Raw genomic sequence first — 15,558 nt, forward strand, 5'->3', positions numbered from 1 at the left:
AGGGGTTAGGGATGATGTGCGTTCTTTTAGCTAGCCATAATTAAATTGAAACTATGACAAACTGAAATTAAGACTACTTATTGTGAAGTAAATCACGGATGCATGCATTACACCAATATCATGCTATATTATTAAGAAGAATAACAATAATTTGTTATGCAATTAGTAAAAATAAAGGTGTGTAATAAAGCCGTTTTTCTACTTGTTTCCTTAATGTTTATCATCATTAATGATAGTAATTGCCTCATGTGATATCAGCAAGTAGATATCCAGGCATAAATTATGATATGTTAATCCTGCGGGTCCTGTCTTTCCAAGTCTAAAAGATGTGACCTAATCTCCTGATCACCAATCGCATCAAGTAATTCAGTTATACCGTAATAGCTTATAGCTTGGTTAATATCTACCTGAAATAATACATCATGCAGCTCTATTTCTGTAATATCTACATTTAATCGGCTTGGTCGTAAAGCAGGATTAATGTAAACGGCTTCGGCATTTTTAATGGTTAATCGCATTTCAAAAATTAAAGATTATTATGTTATTTGCACAGCTAATGGCTTACCATTATTAAAGGATCATATTTATTGATTAATACTTGTACCGGTGATAGTCATAATTGAGCTCAGCCATTAGGTTATCCAAAACTAATACAGACGTTATGAATTGAAACAAATGATTAACTATTTAGACAATAAAATGCTATGTTATTTAATCAAACAGCATTTTATTGCTATTTATCATGAAAAACATTATTCAGCTGTATCAAATCTCATGTTTTTGCTACATTCGAAGCATTTATAGAAGCTACATGAAAAAAGAAAAGCCCATAGCAATAGTATTTGATGATCACCTTTTATTTGCTGACTCTTTTTCGGCATTAATTGAACGACTAGAGCTTTTTCGTTCAGTGCATACCCTTAACGAGGAACGGGATTTAACCCAATTCCTGATTAAACATTCCAAGTTTCAGATTTATCTTTTCCTAGACTATTATTTAAAAAACAAGAATTGCCTCCCTCTCATCAATGATGCCAAACGATTAAATAAAAATGTCATTATCATTGTCATGAGTTCTGTAATCAGTCCTGCAGCAATATCAAATATTCTTAGTTATAGTCCTCATGGTTTTGTTAGTAAATCATCTGGATTTGATGCGATACTTGAATGCCTGAATACCATAGAAAGCGGTCACCAATACATCAGCCCGGTAATAGATGAAATTAATTCAAACGCTTTAACAAGTATGATTTCATTTTCAGCTAGGGAATTGGAGGTTTTACAGCATTTTGCACATGGGTTGTCAATTGCCCAAACTGCAGAACGGACATACCTTAGCAAGCATACCATTGTGGCACATAGACGTAAAATGATGACCAAGGCAAATGTAAATTCCATTACTGAGTTGTTGTCTTATGCACGCAAGCAAGAACTCATTTAAACAGTCAGTAAATTATTTATACTCATCCTATTACAATAACTAAAATCTTATCTTCCCAAAAAAAATTTCCATTTTCTTATCATATCTTTCCTGCTCCTGATCAGCCAAAGCCAAAACACCCAATCTTTCCACCTATTTATTTGGATTATTGGCATTTTTTAATGGTCGAAAAGCAAAATATATAATAATCACACTAATAGACGTTAAAATGGATGCTAGAAAAAACGGGGCTCCTGAAAATTGAAATGGCGCTTTATCATGGGTAAAATAGAAGAATAAGTTTGTCATAATTGGAGGGCCGATAATAGAGGTGGCACTCACTAAACTTGCCAATGCTCCCTGAAGTTCACCCTGCTCATTTGAAGGAACATTTTTACTGATTATTGATTGTAGTGCCGGCCCGCATATTCCCCCTAAGGAGTAAGGTATGAGGAAAACAAACATCATCCACCCTTGGTTGGTAAATGCAAACAGCATTAAACCCAAAGCATAGAATAGCAAACCAAAATATACACTTTTCTGTTCTCCCAATCTCGGGGTTGTCCACCTTATTAGAATTCCCTGTACTACGCCAATCAATAAGCCCAGTAAACCAAGTGATAGGCCTACAGTTCTTTCTGTCCAATTAAATTTATACATGGTAAAGAAATGCCAATTGCTCTGTACAGCATGCAAGGCGACATAGACCAAAATTAAAGCAACGACGAGATTTGATATTTTTCGCTGCTTTCTCAAAAAATTAAAAGTCCCAATGGGATTGGCACGTTTCCAGTCAAATGATCGACGTTTATTTTTTTCTAGACTTTCTGGAAGTATAAGAAACCCATAAAGGAAATTCAGCATACATAATATAGCTGCTGCATAAAAAGGAACTCGAGCGCCATAATGTCCAAGTAAACCACCTATCACTGGCCCTATAATAAATCCTAGTCCAAAAGCAGCTCCGATTAAACCGAAGTTTTTGGTTCTATCATCATCAGTGGATATGTCGGCTATGTATGCACTAGCTGTTGAAATACTAGCCCCAGTGAGCCCGGCAATGATTCTTCCCAAAAATAACCAACCAATAGAAGGCGCAAGTGCTAATAGCATATAATCAACTGCAAATCCAAAAAGAGAAATTAAAATGATGGGGCGTCTTCCATATTTATCACTAAGATTACCAACTATAGGCGCAAACACAAATTGTGTAATTGCATAAGCAAAGCCGAGCCAGCCGCCATATTTTGCTGCTTCACTAAGGTCACTATGGATAAGTTCCCCTATGAGTTTAGGAACCACGGGAAGGATGATTCCCCAACCTGTAATATCAATCAACAACGTGATAAATATAAATCCAATAGCTGCTTTTTTATCTGTTTTTTTCATGCTGTAAAAGTAAACAGAGACAAAAGGTCAGTATTGACAATTTACTGGTCTTTACATACAATCTGAAAGCAATTATTGTTCAGAAATCTGTAATAAGTGGGGATAAAATATCATTTATTATTCATTCCTGTACGTTTTTGGCGATACTCCTGCTATTCTTTTAAAGTATCTGCAAAAGACACTTGATTCCTCAAAATGAAGTTCATTGCTAATTTCTTTAATTGATAAATTAGAAGATTTGAGTAATGTTTTAGCATGCAAAATTGTGATGTGATCAATCCATTGTATATAATACTCCCCAAATATTGGACAGCTGATTAAATTCATAAATTTAACAGTTGAAAATGAAAAAAGAGCGTAGAAAATTCAGTTCTGTTTTCAAGACCAAAGTGGTGCTTGAAGCAATTAAGGAAAGTAGTACCATGCAAGAACTTGCGTCCAAATACAGTCTCCATCCCACACAGATCACCGCGTGGAAGCGTGAATTTCTTGAGAAAGCCGATACGGTGTTTGGTTCAGAGAAACCAGATGAAAAGGAAGAATCTAAAGAGAAGGAACTGTACTCCAAGATTGGCGAACTTCAGATCCAGGTTGATTTCCTAAAAAAAGTCTTGGGGAAATGAGTATAATTGAAAGGCGTAGCCTTATTTCCCCGGAGCACCAGGCGCTGAGTATTGCCAGTCAGTGCAAGCTACTGAACTTGCAGCGCAGCTGCTATTATTTCAAGCCTAAAGGCGAGTCGCTGTTCAACCAGTCGATAATGAATTTGATTGACCGTAAGTTTCTTGACTGCCCGTTTTACGGCGTGGACCGGATGACTGCGTATCTTAACAAAGATTTGGGATGTCATGTGAATAACAAGCGTATACGTCGTCTTTATCGTGTGATGAACCTGCGGACAATTTATCCTAAAAAGAACCTGAGCAAGGCTAATGCGGCACACCATAAATATCCATATTTGCTGAAAGGCTTGAAAATAGATCGGCCGGGCCAGGTTTGGCAGGCTGATATCACTTATATTCCCATGTTCAGAGGCTTCATGTATATGTTTGCCATTATTGATGTGTACAGCCGAAAGATTGTCGGATGGAGCATTTCAAATACCATGACCGTAGAATGGTGCAGAGATGTACTGCTTGAAACCATTGAAGAACATGGTACACCTGGTATATTTAATACGGATCAAGGCTCACAGTTCACCAGTCCGATCTTCACTAAAGCACTTAAAGACAGTAATGTAAGTATATCTATGGATGGCAAGGGAAGAGCCTTGGATAATGTGTTCATTGAGCGATTCTGGAGATCTTTGAAACAGGAGTATATTTATCTTAACCCACCTAACGGTGGTATGGAATTATTCCAGGGTATAAAACGGTATGTGGAATTTTATAACAATGAACGAAGGCATCGGTCAATGGACGATCTTACGCCAAATGAGGTATTCTATCAAAATAATAAAAAAGTGTCCTAAATAATCTTAAGTTTGACCTATAGCTGTCCAGCAAACCGGGAGTACTTCAGTAATACAGATTTTCCAGTTTTCTGTTTCAGGAAAGTAGAAAGATATTGCGGCGTTAAATGAAGTTTTTCAGCATAAAACCCAACGTTTCTTTGTTGATAAGCATACTTTGAAATTAGTAGATAAAAATTGTCTATAATCTCATGTGTACGGTTCTTCACTAAGCTTTTGTTATTAGGTAAATTAGAATATACTTCAGAAATCATACTAATGAGAACCATCACAAGATGTCGAAGCATTTCTGTTTTATTAGGGCTAGTTTTTTTATGGTAGAAGTTTTGTATAAGTGTCAACAACTCATTTTGTAATTTTATTTCTTCAGGTTGAAGTCTGATAACTGGCTGCCATCTAATTTGATTGTTCATAATAAACTCACGTAAAATTGGAAAGGCTGTAATAAAATCTAAGGAAAGGCCAACTGTTACTATTTCCGCATCATCACTCAATGACTTTGTGTCGATCATCACTTGCGGTTGTAAAATAGCAATAAAGAATTTATTCTGTTTAGTGCTACCTATAAACAATCCTAAACATTTTTTATGATTAAAAGCATTGTTGATCCGATGTAAGCACGATCGTGGCAAAAATTTCGTATGTAAAACTGTATGTATAAATCAAAAAACCACCTTTAAAATTAATTAAAGGTGGTTAGTTGTACCCAGCGCCGGAGTCGAACCGGCACGGTTTCCCACAGGTGTTTGAGACCAGCGCGTCTACCAATTCCGCCAGCTGGGCATTTGCTTCTTCAGCGGGTTGCAAATGTATAAATAGATTTAATATTTGCCAAATTTATTTTAATTTTCTTCTTTTAACCGTTTATCCACCAAAAAAGGGGCAAAAGGCAACAAAGAAGCCACTCCAATTAAGGCAGATTTCTTAAAACTCCACTTATATTCTGTCCATGCCATGATTAAGAATGCAATATAAAGCACAAACAACAGACCATGCGCCCATCCTGTGTACTTAACAGCTAAAGGCATCTCCGCCCAATACTTTAAGGGCATAGCGATAAACAATAGCAGAATGTAAGAAATACCTTCAGCTATGGCTACTTTTCTAAAAATTGATAATGTATTCATACAATTGATTTGAGGCCGAAATTACCTCAAATAAACAGTGTAAAAAAGCGCTTAACTGCTTTTTTACACTGTCTTAACAACAGCTACAGACTACTTGTTGCCTTATTTATGCTTGCGCGTATGCGCAATAAATACTTATTACGATAATATAAATCTTTAATTCTGACAAGAGACTCTCCCTGTTCAGTTTCATCCAGATCATCAAAAGAAGCCGTTAATTTTAAGATTTCATCAGCTATGCCCTTTTCAATCAAGACAACCTCATCTTGAAGCGCCGCCAGACGAACGGCATCAGGATCGAACTGCAAATCCATTAATGCCTCGTTCACATCCATCATTTCCATTAAAAAGGCTTGTGGAAGCACATAATTTTCTCCCTCCGTTAGCAGGCCCTTTAGTTCTAAAATATAATGCAAGCGCTTTTGCGGATCACTTAACACCTGATAAGCCTTATTATTCAGCGTACTCAATTCCAGCACCTCAGCCTGTTTTTCTTCACTTTCGTTGATATAAAAATCAGGGTGATACTTTTTACTCAAAGCATAAAATTGCTGTTTTACGGCTGCAGCATCAGGATTAAAACTAATCGGCAGACCATAAAAACCAAAATAATCAGTCATCCGCTTTAATGCTTAAAGAAAGCTTTAAAAATGTCGTTCCCCAGTACAAATACCATCAGCGATAACAACATTACAAAACCGACAATCTGAGCACGTTCCATAAATTTATCACCAAGTGGTTTTCCTTTAATCATTTCAATAACCAGGAAAACAACATGTCCACCGTCCAATGCAGGAATTGGCAATAAGTTCATAAAGGCTAAGGCAATTGATATAAAGCCTGTAGAAAGCCAGAACTTAGTCCAGATCCACTCGCCACCATAAACCTTACGCGCGATCTCAACAGGGCCAGAAAAAGCCTTATTCGCTTTAACTTCGCCTTTTAAGACTTTCCATATTCCTTTAGCATTATCGCTAAAAGTTGTCCAAGCTTGTTTTATACCAATTGGTAGTGCGGCCAACAAACTATATTTAATCGTTTCTTCCTTAACCTCTTTAAAATTAAAGCCAATACCAATTGTACCAGCAGGATCTACAGGAACATTATAAGTTAAGTGTTCTGCACCCCTGGTTACCTCAATAGCTAAAGTTTTACCTTTAAAGTTAGGGATCAATTCCCTTACATCTGCATCATATTTAACGGGAACAGAGTTTACAGCAATAATCCGATCCCCTTTCTTAAGTCCGGCTTTAGACGCAGCTTTCCCCTCTATAACACTGTCAATTGTCGACGTTAAAAGTGGAATTCTACTGATAAACGACTCTACTCCAAAATCAGAAATCTTATTTAAGATATTGTCAGGAACTTTAATATCAATGGTTTTATCGCCACGGACAATAGTTAAATTACTATTACCCATCAACACTTCAGAACTGGTCAATTCATCAAAACGAATTACCTTATTCCCATTCACAGCAATAATTCTATCCCCTTTTTGCAAGCCGAGCTCCTTACCTACAGCTCCCGGATTAACACCGCTAAGGACTGAACTATTAGCAATATAGGTTTCCCCATAAGTAAAGGTCATGACCCAGAAAATAAAAATACCAACGATGATGTTCACAATTACACCACCAAGCATAACGATTAAACGCTGCCAGGCTGGTTTAGATCTAAATTCCCATGGTTGTACCGGTTGTGCCATTTGCGCAGTATCCATAGACTCATCTATCATACCGGCAATTTTAACATAACCACCAAGAGGCAGCCAACCTATTCCGTATTCGCAGTCCCCCTTTTTAATGCTAAACAGTTTAAAACCCCAGGCATCAAAAAACAGGTAGAACTTTTCTATTTTAATTCCAAAGGCACGCGCCGCCAAAAAATGTCCTAACTCATGTAAAATTACCAATATCGATAATCCCAGCAATAACTGGGTTGCCATAATCAATCCACTCATATTTTTCTTTTAATATTCTATTTTGATCTTAAAAATTCTATTTTGTTACCAGTTGACCCGCAAATATACGTGTATACTGGTCTGTTTCTAAATAATTGCTCAGGCTGGGCTTCTCAATAAAGTCTATCCCCTCCATACAAGCCTCAATCACATCACTCATTTGTAAAAATCCAATCTTGTCCTGCAAAAAGGCTTCTACTACCACTTCATTAGCTGCATTGATAATGCAAGGCATATTTCCCCCTTTATGTAAAGCAGTATAAGCCAGGTCAAGATTTCTAAACGTTTCCGGGTCTGCTTTATAAAAATTAAGCTCCGGGTAGTCCATAAAATTGAAACGTTTAAAATCACTACTTATTCTATTTGGATAGGCCAAAGCATAATGAATAGGCAAATTCATATCCGGCAAGCCCATTTGAGCTTTCATTGATCCATCATTAAATTGCACAAGCGAATGTACAATAGATTGAGGATGTACAATTACATCGATCTGATCAGCCTGCAAATCAAAAAGCCATTTGGCCTCAATCACTTCAAGCCCTTTATTCATTAATGAAGCCGAGTCAATGGTAATCTTTGCACCCATTACCCAATTCGGATGCCTCAATGCTTCAGCCTTCGTAACCCCCTTAAGAAAAGAACAGTCCTTACCTCTAAAAGGTCCCCCCGAAGCAGTAAGATAAATCTTTTCAATGGAATCAGCCGACTCACCGACCAAACATTGAAAAATCGCTGAATGCTCAGAATCTACCGGAATAATCTTTACCCCCTTTTCCTTAGCCAATTCCGTAATCAGGTCACCAGCAACAACAAGTGTTTCCTTATTAGCCAGAGCAATATCTTTACCCGCCTTTATGGCTGCAATAGTAGGTTTTAATCCTACCGACCCAACAATTGCAGTAAGCACAATATCTACCCCATCTAAACCCGCAGCTTCACATAGAGCCTCCTCTCCGGCCAGAACCTTAATACTTGTCCCAGCTAAGGCCGACTTTACTATTTGATATTTACTTTCATCTGTAATTACAACCAGCTCCGGTGCAAACTTCAAAGCCTGCTCAATCAATAGCGCAGCATTTCCGTTTCCCGTTAACGCAACAACCCGATATAAATCAGGATTCCCTTCAATAACATTTAAAGCCTGGGTACCTATAGACCCTGTAGCACCTAAAATGGATATATTTTTCAATTATATTCTCCTCTGTTCTTCGCCACTATGACGAGTTATAAAACCACTTAAATCATCCGCTATCTTCCTGTCGTTGGCAAGACGTGGAACTTTGTTTTGTCCGCCCAACTTACCCTGTGTCCTCATATAGCTTACAAACGCATCCTTTTGTAAAGAACGAATGATCAAAGGTTGCAATATTTTGCCCTCAATCAGGTCAAAATAGTAAATATTCTTCTTTTGCAATGCTTCATCTACCTTTTTGCTAAAAGAGACCATATCTGCCGGTGGATTAGAAAACTCTACAAACCACTCGTGATAAGGCAACTCCCCAGCCGGTGTCCTCACCTGTGGAGCAACCGTAAATTCGGTAATCCCCACCCCTTCTTCATTAGCAACAGACAACAAGGCATATTCCACCTCCTCACCGATCACATGCTCGCCAAAGGCCGATATAAAATGTTTAATTCTACCCGTTACCATAATTTTATAGGGATCTTTAGATACAAATTTAATGGTATCACCAATTACATATCCCCAAAGTCCGGCATTGGTATTTAAAACCAGTGCATAATTGGTATCCAGTTCCACCTCACCCAAACTCAAACGTGTAGGATGATCATTATAAAACTCATCCGTAGGGATAAATTCATAAAACATCCCTGCATCTGCCAATAGTAACAAACCTTTATCTTGTTGACTATCCTGGTATGCAATAAAGCCTTCGGATGCAGGATAAGTCTCTATAGAATCTATCTTTCGGCCAATACTAGCCTCAATTTTTGACCGGTAGGGCTCGTAATTTACTCCACCGTATACAAACAATTCGAAATTAGGAAAGATGTCCTTGATCTTCTTTCCACCCGATTTTTCAGTCAGCCTATCGAAATACATTTGTACCCAAGGTGGTATCCCCGAAATCAGGGTCATATTTTGATCCATTGTTTCTTCAACAATGGCGTCCACCTTTTCTTCCCAATCCTCAATACAATTTGTCTGGTAGGAAGGCAAACGATTCTTTTGCAAATAAGCAGGAACCAGGTTGGCCACTATACCTGATAAACGACCTACATGAATACCATTTTTTTTACTCATCACCGGACTACCCTGCAAAAAAATCATCTTGCCATCAATAAACCGCACATTCCCTGTTTCATGAATATATGTAAGTAAGGCATTACGCGCAGCTTTAATATGTTCGGGCATAGATGCTGCAGAAATCGGTATATACTTTACGCCTGATGTTGTGCCTGATGTTTTTGCAAAATACTGGGGTTTGCCCTTCCACATTACATTCTTTTCTCCAGCAACTACCCTATCTATATAAGGTCTTAAATCTTCATAATCCCGTATAGGAACCTGCTTTTTAAAGTCCTCGTAAGTTTTTATCGATGCAAAATGATGGTCTTTACCAAAAGAAGTATGCTTTGCCGCAGCAACCAGATGCTTAAGCGTATCCTGCTGAGCCTTTACTGCATTTTTTTTCCATTTGTCAATGCCCTTTACTATAAAGGCAGCAAATGGCTTACTTAATGCCGCTTTTAATCCCATAAATACTGATTAAACTATATTATGAATAATATCAGGTTCGCCTTCACCTTTGTATTCGCTCATCATTTTTCTATAGGCAATTGTTAAAGCCACACTTGATAAGGGAACAATAATAAATGAGCTTAAAACATTGATAAAGAAAGCAATGACAGGCCATTTCAAATAACTAACAAACAAGTACAGCAAATGAAAACCTCCCAATACCAAAAGCAGCAATAAGATTTTGGTAAAGTTACCTTTCGTAATAGCCAGACTAAATTTGATAGACGAAAAAGGCGGTAGATTCTTATCCAAAATAAAGAAAGGGAAGAAAGAAATTCGTATCCAGGTAATAAATATAGCTATGATTCCTACCGAAATGGCAATATTGGTAATAATGTCAATATTTATACCCGTGTAAATAAAAGGGAATGCAATTAATATCACGATCGAATAAACACCAACGATACAAAGCATAAAATATAACATAGCCACAAGAAATCTGATGATCTGCTTGCGGGTAGGAATCGTACTTACGATACTCACATTTAAATCATCATCCAATAGGTGAAAGATGTATTTAAAGAGCGAAAGGTTGATGGTAAAATAAAACATGACGAAGAAAAACGCCATCAATATGCTCAACCCCATGTTTACATCTTTTAAAAAAAATGCCATTAAGCCCGAGGCATTGGACGTTATGAACATTAAAAAGCAAAGTGTGGCGATGGAAAAGTAATTCTTCTTGGTTACTGTCCAAGCCTTGCCAATCACCTCATTTACCGTAAATGTGCTTTCTTTTAGAAACTCTATCATTGTTGTTTTAATACTATTCTTTTAAAAAAATCCTGCATAAAACCTAAGCCATAGGCTGTCAGTTGAATAAACGCAGCAATAATACTCAAAAATGCAACCTTTAACGATTTATTAACCCACCATGAATGAAAAAATATCAACATTAGGTATAACAACAGTATAAAGTTACACAAATACGCTAAAGGACAATAAAATATATTCATCAGCACTGTAAATATTATGCCACAGGTAAAAACTGCAGGAAAAAAATGAACCAGTTTTAGCTCCGCCGGAAAATGTTTATAAATATTTATCCTTGCCCTTCCAAAAAAGTGCAGTTGTTTATAAAACTGAACAAAACTTGTACGTCTTTTATGATAAACAACAGCGCCCGGAATCAATCCGATCTTAAATCCATTCGAATGAATGCGAATACTATATTCAATATCCTCCCCTAGTCTGGTTAAAATGAAGCCGCCAACTTTTTGCCAAACCTCACGCGATACCCCCATATTAAAACTCCGGGGATGAAACTGCCCCAAGTGTTTTTTATTACCCCTGATGCCTCCAGTAGTAAAAGGGGAAGTCATGGCGTAACTGATTGCCTTCTGGACCGGTGTAAAACTCTTATGTGCAGCATCAGGGCCACCATAGGCATCCAGTTTATGCTCAAAAAGATAGTTCTTTACAATTTCCAGGTAATCTTCAGGAATCAGACAATCGGAATCAAAGATCACAAAGAAATCTCCTTTGGCACGTTCGAAACCATAATTCCGTGCAAAGCCTTGTCCCTCGTTAGGTTTAAAAAAATACTTTACATCCAGTTTATTGGTATATTTTTCTACAATAGCCTTCGCATCATTTACAGATCCATCTTCGATAACCAGAACCTCAAACTGTGTATAGGTTTGCTTGGTGAGGGTATTTAATAATTCGTCTATTTCCTGCGGACGGTTATATAGCGGAATAATGATAGAAAAAAACATGGATTAAATGATTTCCTTTTCAATCAGGTAATGGTTGCGTTCGGGAGCATTTCTGGTAACGAGCTCTGCCACAAATCCCGTCAGGAATAGCTGCGAGCCAACTATTATAGCGACAAGGGCTATATAAAACAAAGGCTGAGCAGTCACATCTCTCTTATAAGGAATACTCATTGAGATATGATACAGCTTCTCACCTATTAGCCACAAAGCCATAAACGTACCTATCAAAAAACTCAAAACGCCCAGTGAACCAAAAAAGTGCATGGGTCTTTTCCCAAACTTGCCAACAAAAAATATCGACAGCAAATCCAGAAAACCATTGATAAAACGGCTGAGACCAAATTTAGTTACCCCGTATTTACGGGCTCTATGCTCCACAACCTGCTCTCCTATCTTCTTAAAGCCTGCCCATTTCGCGATTACTGGAATGTAACGGTGCATTTCACCATAAACCTCAATGGTTTTAACCACATCTTTCCGGTATGCTTTTAGTCCGCAGTTGAAATCGTTGAGTTGTATGCCGGACATGCGACGTGTTGCGGCATTAAACAATTTAGTCGGTATAGTTTTTGAAATCGGATCATAACGTTTCTTTTTCCAGCCAGAAATGATATCCAGCTTTTCCTCATTGATTCTGCGATACAGTTCCGGTATTTCATCCGGGCTGTCCTGCAAATCAGCATCCATAGTAATGATAACGTTTCCTTCAGCTGCAGCAAAAGCTACATTTAAAGCTGCTGATTTACCATAATTTCTTCTGAATTTAATAGCTTTTACAGCATTGTACTCCTTTTTCAATTCTTCAATTACTGACCAGGATGAATCTGTACTTCCATCATCAACAAAAAGAATTTCATAAGAAAAGTTATTTTCCCGCATCACCTTCGCTATCCAGGTGGTTAATTCGGGAAGAGACTCATCTTCATTATATAATGGGATTACAACAGAAATATCCATGTGTGCTTATAAACGCTAAAAAACCAAATGCAAACTTAGAGAAATAAAATGTCCTTCCGTTAAATCCGAAGAAAATTTTATATTATATACAGATGCCGGCCCCAAATTGAAAGCCGGCATCTGTTTTTACGTTGTAAAACTAATACACATTCTATTTCAATAGCCTATCAAGCTGTTTTCGTAGCTCAGGATCGGAAGGTCTCTTTGCGTCGCCAGAAACGATTTTTCCCGCCGGATCGATCAAAATAAACCTTGGAATAGAATTAATGTTAAACTTTTTCACAAAATCAGAACTAAAATCCTTATCGGCCATTAGCTGAATTCCTTGCAGCTTATTGTCCTTTACATAACTAATCCATTTGGCTTTGTCGGCAATACGGTCAACAGAAAGACTTACAAAATGGATATTTTTACCATGATAATCATCTTCTACTTTAGTTAAGAAGGGTATCTCGGCTTTGCAAGGTCCACACCAGGTAGCCCACACATCAATGTAAACGTACTTACCACGTAATGATTTTAAAGCAATCTGCTTTCCATTTACATCAGTATAATTAAAATCCGGTGAAAGTGAATTTCCAACCATCATTTTATAATTTGCGTATACTTCTTCTATCTCCTTTTTATACACAGGATTAGTAGCTTTGGCCATGAAATTCCGGTAAGCATCTTCTTTAGCTGAAACATTTCTTACCATTTTAATGATAGTACCCGTTGTCTGATAGGTCAGATAATCCTTTACAAAACCTGCAGAAAGTTCATTCTCTATCACTTTGAGCTTTACTACATTATTGCCTTCATAGCCCAATGTAGTATCTGCTTTGTATTTGGTATTTCTCAAATCCGTAATCCTGCTATCCAACCAGGTTCTATAAGCAGCAGATCTCTTAAACAAGGCTTCGTCATTCAAATTGGCCCCATCATCAATCATTTTCTTTAACTTACTTCTTTCTTCCGGTTCCATACGCTTCACAAAAGCTTTTTTCTGGGCAGAATCTATTAATTTATGAAAATCCGGAGCACCTTTTTTTTCTGTCAGGAGCTTCATCAGATTCTCCATCCCAACAGAGTCCATACCATATACTCCGACATATCTGCTAAGAACCTGACGGGCATAAAAATCAACATCTTTTAGCATCAGTGATTTAACAGCAATATCCGTTTCCGCATCTGCCTTAACCTTCATAGCCGCTTTAAACTCCTCCAGCTTCCCGAGCACTTCTGTAGATGGCGTCACATACAATTTATGCAGATAATCGCCATTCGCCATTGGTATATATCTGGCTAAAACCTGCTCTTTATCTTTTAACAGATCATCCGTTAGTCCATTTTTACTTTGCGTAAAACCTGAAAGCGCAGATATACTTAATATGGTGGTAATAATAATTGATTTCATAACAATATTTATAAAATGATTTTAATTGATTTCCATTTGAGGATTAAAACGTCTTACCCTTGTAGGTATTTGAAACGTATATTCCTTACTATGTGGCTTTAAAGTTGTCAATATAACTCCGCTTTTTTTATTCACACGAATGACTTCAGACATGCGTCCTTCTCTATCCAGTCGTTTCATATCCATCCACCTTTGTCCACTGTATGCAAGCTCACGTCTGCGTTCGGCAAGTACAATGGCAAGCGCAGCTTCTGAATTGCCGGCTGTTAAATCCTGGTAATTGACAGTTTTAATCCTTTTCTTTCTGATTTTGTTAACCGTTTCCATGGCTTTAGGCACATCATTACCCCGGGCTGCCGCTTCAGCTACATTCAGATAAAGTTCCTGGAACGTGATTCCAAAATTAGCCCTTCCCGGAGGCACAGCTCTGTTTAGCCCTTTAGCATTGGTACTCGTAAGCAAAGAGTAGCGAAGATCAGTCGCATTAAAATACGTCTTCAAATCATCAGAGTACAATAAAAAAGCAGGAACACCATAATACTCGCTTGCACGTTGCCATAGAATTTCAGGATTTAAATCGGTAACCGGCATCCCGTTTTTATTTGTGTATGTATTGTAATCCAGCAACTGGTGATTGGCTTTAAGGCCTAGCTCGGCATATTTAGCAGCATTTGGGTAATCAGCCATATAAAGGTAAATCCTGGACAGCAAACCATAAGCTGCAGCCTTAGTACCGCGATATCTGTTAAGATTACTTAGCGGCAGGTATTCGGAAGCCATCATCGTATTATTAACAATAGTATCTAAAGTTGCACGAAGCCCGGAGCGCGGTGGTGTAGATCCGGTGACATCGCTGGAAGTTACCAATGGCAGGCCTGGATCTGCCCCTGCTGTAGCAGGATCATAAGCTTTGGCAAAAACAGTGAGCAATGTAAAATAAGCATCTGAGCGTACCAATAATGCCTCCCCCAATACTTCCTTCTTCCTCTGTTCGGGCGCATCTTTGGTCTGCATTGCATTTTTAACAATCACATTCGCATCATAAATAACACGGTATAACAGTCCCCATATTGCAGGACTTACCTGATCATTCAGATCTATTTCTCTTCGCCAAAGGAACATATTCGCATCAATACTAGGTGCTACCGGTGAATATTCACCATAATAATCATCCGTGCAATACATCAATGCCGAAGGAAATGTTTGTGTCATCGTTGGCGAGTTTAACATATTTTCGTAATCTGAGAGTTTTTCGGGAAGTATCACCCCTTTAGGCTTAACCTCTAAAAAGTCTTTACAGGAAGCTATGCCCATCAACATTAATGCATTAAATATGTAGAATAATATCTTTTTCATATC

17 protein-coding genes and 1 tRNA gene are annotated in these 15,558 nt (G+C 37.8%); 3 read left to right on the forward strand and 15 right to left on the reverse strand.

What is annotated here, in order from left to right; all coding sequences use genetic code 11:
- Nucleotides 1–290: 290 nt before the first annotated feature.
- On the reverse strand, nt 291–518 hold the full coding sequence (locus P0Y49_15910) for a hypothetical protein (protein WEK18277.1): 228 nt from the start codon (nt 516–518) through the stop codon (nt 291–293).
- Between the two features lie 293 nt (nt 519–811).
- Here P0Y49_15910 and P0Y49_15915 point away from each other — a divergent pair, with 293 nt between their 5' ends.
- Nucleotides 812–1,441, forward strand: a complete 630-nt coding sequence (locus tag P0Y49_15915; protein WEK18278.1) for a response regulator transcription factor — start codon at nt 812–814, stop codon at nt 1,439–1,441.
- Between the two features lie 132 nt (nt 1,442–1,573).
- On the opposite strand, the gene P0Y49_15920 is transcribed toward P0Y49_15915, so the two are convergent.
- Together P0Y49_15920 and P0Y49_15925 are read right to left on the reverse strand one after the other, a co-directional pair.
- Nucleotides 1,574–2,809 (reverse strand): TCR/Tet family MFS transporter, encoded by a 1,236-nt coding sequence (locus tag P0Y49_15920; protein WEK18279.1) that lies wholly within the window; start codon nt 2,807–2,809, stop codon nt 1,574–1,576.
- 117 nt (nt 2,810–2,926) lie between these two features.
- A complete protein-coding gene (locus tag P0Y49_15925; GenBank protein WEK18280.1) occupies nt 2,927–3,136 on the reverse strand; it encodes a helix-turn-helix domain-containing protein in 210 nt (69 codons plus the stop codon).
- A gap of 17 nt (nt 3,137–3,153) precedes the next feature.
- Here P0Y49_15925 and P0Y49_15930 point away from each other — a divergent pair, with 17 nt between their 5' ends.
- Both P0Y49_15930 and P0Y49_15935 read left to right on the forward strand, forming a co-directional pair.
- Complete coding sequence (locus tag P0Y49_15930; GenBank protein WEK18281.1) at nt 3,154–3,432, forward strand: transposase; 279 nt, start codon at nt 3,154–3,156, stop codon at nt 3,430–3,432.
- A complete protein-coding gene (locus P0Y49_15935; GenBank protein ID WEK18282.1) occupies nt 3,429–4,280 on the forward strand; it encodes an IS3 family transposase in 852 nt (283 codons plus the stop codon). The genes P0Y49_15930 and P0Y49_15935 overlap by 4 nt, the downstream gene beginning before the upstream one ends.
- 17 nt (nt 4,281–4,297) lie before the next feature.
- On the opposite strand, the gene P0Y49_15940 is transcribed toward P0Y49_15935, so the two are convergent.
- From P0Y49_15940 to P0Y49_15995, 12 genes are all read right to left on the reverse strand, one after another.
- Nucleotides 4,298–4,792, reverse strand: coding sequence for a hypothetical protein (locus P0Y49_15940; GenBank protein ID WEK18283.1), 495 nt, complete (start codon nt 4,790–4,792; stop codon nt 4,298–4,300).
- Between the two features lie 191 nt (nt 4,793–4,983).
- Nucleotides 4,984–5,063, reverse strand: a tRNA-Leu gene (locus tag P0Y49_15945).
- A gap of 59 nt (nt 5,064–5,122) precedes the next feature.
- Nucleotides 5,123–5,407 (reverse strand): DUF3817 domain-containing protein, encoded by a 285-nt coding sequence (locus P0Y49_15950; protein WEK18284.1) that lies wholly within the window; start codon nt 5,405–5,407, stop codon nt 5,123–5,125.
- Between the two features lie 83 nt (nt 5,408–5,490).
- Nucleotides 5,491–6,027, reverse strand: coding sequence for a Fe-S protein assembly co-chaperone HscB (hscB, locus tag P0Y49_15955; GenBank protein ID WEK18285.1), 537 nt, complete (start codon nt 6,025–6,027; stop codon nt 5,491–5,493).
- A 5-nt stretch (nt 6,028–6,032) separates the two neighbouring features.
- On the reverse strand, nt 6,033–7,367 hold the full coding sequence (gene rseP, locus P0Y49_15960; GenBank protein ID WEK18286.1) for an RIP metalloprotease RseP: 1,335 nt from the start codon (nt 7,365–7,367) through the stop codon (nt 6,033–6,035).
- Nucleotides 7,368–7,404: 37 nt separating this feature from the next.
- Nucleotides 7,405–8,556, reverse strand: a complete 1,152-nt coding sequence (locus P0Y49_15965) for a 1-deoxy-D-xylulose-5-phosphate reductoisomerase (protein ID WEK18287.1) — start codon at nt 8,554–8,556, stop codon at nt 7,405–7,407.
- The gene (locus P0Y49_15970; GenBank protein WEK18288.1) at nt 8,557–10,086 is read right to left on the reverse strand and encodes a GH3 auxin-responsive promoter family protein; all 1,530 of its coding nucleotides are present in this window, start codon (nt 10,084–10,086) and stop codon (nt 8,557–8,559) included.
- A gap of 9 nt (nt 10,087–10,095) precedes the next feature.
- Complete coding sequence (locus tag P0Y49_15975) at nt 10,096–10,881, reverse strand: hypothetical protein (GenBank protein WEK18289.1); 786 nt, start codon at nt 10,879–10,881, stop codon at nt 10,096–10,098.
- Nucleotides 10,878–11,846, reverse strand: a complete 969-nt coding sequence (locus P0Y49_15980; protein WEK18290.1) for a glycosyltransferase — start codon at nt 11,844–11,846, stop codon at nt 10,878–10,880. Before P0Y49_15980 ends, P0Y49_15975 begins: the two co-directional genes overlap by 4 nt.
- Before the next feature lie 3 nt (nt 11,847–11,849).
- Nucleotides 11,850–12,803 (reverse strand): glycosyltransferase family 2 protein, encoded by a 954-nt coding sequence (locus tag P0Y49_15985; protein ID WEK18291.1) that lies wholly within the window; start codon nt 12,801–12,803, stop codon nt 11,850–11,852.
- A 151-nt stretch (nt 12,804–12,954) separates the two neighbouring features.
- Nucleotides 12,955–14,199: a TlpA disulfide reductase family protein gene (locus tag P0Y49_15990; GenBank protein ID WEK18292.1), complete on the reverse strand. Its 1,245-nt coding sequence runs from the start codon at nt 14,197–14,199 to the stop codon at nt 12,955–12,957.
- Between the two features lie 21 nt (nt 14,200–14,220).
- Nucleotides 14,221–15,555, reverse strand: a complete 1,335-nt coding sequence (locus P0Y49_15995) for a RagB/SusD family nutrient uptake outer membrane protein (protein WEK18293.1) — start codon at nt 15,553–15,555, stop codon at nt 14,221–14,223.
- Nucleotides 15,556–15,558 lie beyond the last annotated feature (3 nt).

The organism is Candidatus Pedobacter colombiensis, from assembly GCA_029202485.1.
Lineage (GTDB): Bacteria > Bacteroidota > Bacteroidia > Sphingobacteriales > Sphingobacteriaceae > Pedobacter > Pedobacter colombiensis.